The sequence below is a fragment of the Streptococcus sp. 27098_8_113 genome (assembly GCF_041432545.1).
In the GTDB taxonomy this organism is placed as follows: Bacteria; Bacillota; Bacilli; order Lactobacillales; family Streptococcaceae; genus Streptococcus.
Genome location: NZ_JAPVZU010000028.1, coordinates 1 through 2,765 on the forward strand (window position 1 = coordinate 1; position 2,765 = coordinate 2,765).

General features: G+C 44.1%; 2 protein-coding genes. Both read right to left on the bottom strand.

Going from position 1 to position 2,765, the window contains the following annotated elements; all coding sequences use genetic code 11:
- Positions 1 to 32: 32 nt before the first annotated feature.
- Entirely contained in the window at positions 33 to 1,664 is a 1,632-nt protein-coding gene (locus tag O3644_RS09990) for a Na/Pi cotransporter family protein (protein WP_371595633.1), read from the bottom strand.
- Between the two features lie 390 nt (positions 1,665 to 2,054).
- The coding region (locus O3644_RS09995) for an LPXTG cell wall anchor domain-containing protein (protein WP_371595634.1) at positions 2,055 to 2,765 on the bottom strand (711 nt) is incomplete at its 5' end.

A 2,765-nucleotide genomic window follows, 5' to 3' on the forward strand; every position in this document is an offset into this window, starting at 1 on the left:
AGAGGCTAGGACTTTTGTCCCAGCCTCCTGTCTTAAATTTGTTCCATTTGTACTTTCTCAGCCAAATTCATGGCGTGGTCAGCAACTCTGGTATAATGGGAAATAATATCGATAAAGTTGACCCCAGCCTGAGGCGTACATTCTCCCTTGTTGAGACGGGCAATGTGGGTCTTGCGCAGGCTGCGTTCTAGCTTGTCAATAGCTACATGCTTGGCTTCTAAAGTGTTGGCCAACTCCACATCATTTGTTTCCACAGAAGTCAAAGCTTCTTTGATAAAGTCCAAGGTCAGTTGATAAATGTTTTCCAACTCTGCCAAGGCGGCTGGTGAAAATTCCACTTTCTTGCGGTGCAAGTAGTCTGTCAAATTCAGCAAAGCTTCTGAGTGGTCACCAATTCTCTCCAAATCACGACTAGAGTCCAGAAGGCTGGTCAAGACTTCACTCTCTTTTGGATTGAGCTGTTGACCAGAGAGGACAATCAGATAGCGAGTCAATTCATCATCAATAGCGTTGATGGCTTCCTCAGTCTTATGACCCTTCTCAGCGGATTTTTCTTCGTAATTAATAATATAATCATAGGCCAATTCGAAAGATTTAGCCGCGTAGCCACCCAAGTGAAGGAGCTCCTTCTTAGCATTTCCCAAAGCCAGTGATGGTGCTTGGTCAATCAAAATCCTATCTAGGTAGAGGGATTCGTATTTAACAGTTTCATCCTCACCCGGAATCAGCTTGGTAACCAAATAAGCTAAAAGGCCGATAAAAGGAAACTGGATAATGGTATTGGTAATATTAAAGGTTCCGTGGGCAAAGGCAATAGTCATTTCTGGTGACAAATGCAAGGCTGTCTGAAACCACTGAATCAGTGATGTGAAAGGTAGCAGGAAGATCATACAGATGACTGTTCCCACAACGTTAAAGGCCACATGGGCTCCAGCAACACGCTTGGCTGCGATATTAGCCCCCAAGGAAGCAATGATCGCTGTAATCGTCGTTCCGATATTGTCTCCAAAGAGAACTGGCAAAGCTCCTTGTAGATCAATGAGATTGCTGGCATAGAGATTTTGCAGAATCCCAATGGTCGCCGAAGATGCTTGAATGAGCAGGGTCAAGCCCGTTCCGACAAAGACACCTAAGACTGGATTTTTACTTAGCTGAACCATGTAATCTCGAAAGACTTGCAAGTCTTTAAGAGGCTCCATGGCTCCACTCATGAGATTGAGGGCGAAAAAGATCCCGCCGACACCAAAGAGGATACGCCCGACATTGTTCACTGAGCGATTCTTTGTGAAAAAGAGGCAAACCGCACCGACAAAGAGCAAGGGCAGGGCGTAATCACCCAGCTTAAAACCAATGATGAAGGAAGTCACGGTCGTACCAATATTGGCCCCCATGACAATCCCGATAGCCTGACGCAGGGTCAACAGCCCCGCACTCACCAGACCAACTGTGATCACTGTCACACCTGAACTAGACTGGATCAGGGCTGTCATCCCAATCCCAACCAGCACACCTAAAAAAGGATTGCTCGTGTATTTATCAATGAAATAGCGCAGTCGGTCTCCTGCCGCCTGCTGTAAGCCGTCACCCATCATACGAATACTGTACAGGAACAGCCCTAAGCCTCCTAAAAAGCTAAATATAATTTCTTGCCAATTAATGGACATTTCTTTTCCTCCGAAAAATAAATAGCGGATAATCTCCTATACTATTTTAAAACATCCAGCCTAATCTCACAAGCCTTTTCTGAAAAAGAATCAAATTATTTTTGCTAATTTTGAAACTTTTATTTTCATCACATTCAAGAGCAAACTAGAGCAAGCAACAAGGCCCTCTCACTAGAAGCAAAGACAAGCAGACAGAACTAAATTTCAACATATTTAGCTTGGTTCACCGCTTTCTAGGATCAGCCTTAAAAGATAGAAATTATCTCAGTTTATTTCAGCACGATTCACATTCTACGCATACAAAGATTAAAAATCCCAGATAGCCTATGACTATCTGGGATTTACTTTCCATCACTAAAATGTTGTCATCATTTTAGCTGGTTTTTAAGATTAGTCTTCCAAATTGACATCAGATGCGGATTCTTTCTTCTTTTTGTTCTTGAGAAAGGCTGATGCCCAAGTTGCTATTCCCAATCCAAGAGCTGCTAATGGATTATTGGCAGTTCCTGTATTTGGTAAAGCTTTAGCATTTGGAGTAACTTTGACTTGTCCTGGTTGTGCAGGTTGTGGCTTAGGTGCTTGAGAGTGATTTGTAACACTAGATACAGACGCACTTTCAGACAGACTAGCTGAAATGCTTGCGCTATCACTCAGTGACACACTTACTGATGCGCTCAATGAAGTAGAGACGCTCGTACTCAAGTAGGCACTTGCTGAAAGTGATTCGTCAGCGATAGCATGGCTGGCACTGATTGAGCCTGAAATGCTTGTACTTGTGCTCAATGAGGTAGAGACAGATTGGCTCAAGCTTACTGATGCTGAAGTGCTCTCATTTACTGAGACAGACTGACTGGCTTTTACTGAAACCGAAGCACTTGCACTTGTTGAAACAGATTCGCTAGAGCTTACTGAGGCTGAAGCACTCTCACTTGCTGAAACAGACTGACTGGCGCTTACTGATGTAGAAGCACTTGCACTTGCTGAAACAGACTGGCTAGCGCTCACCGATGCCGAAGCACTTTCGCTTGCTGAAACAGACTCACTTGCGCTTACTGATGTAGAAGCACTTGCACTTGCTGAAACAGACTGACTGGCGCTTAC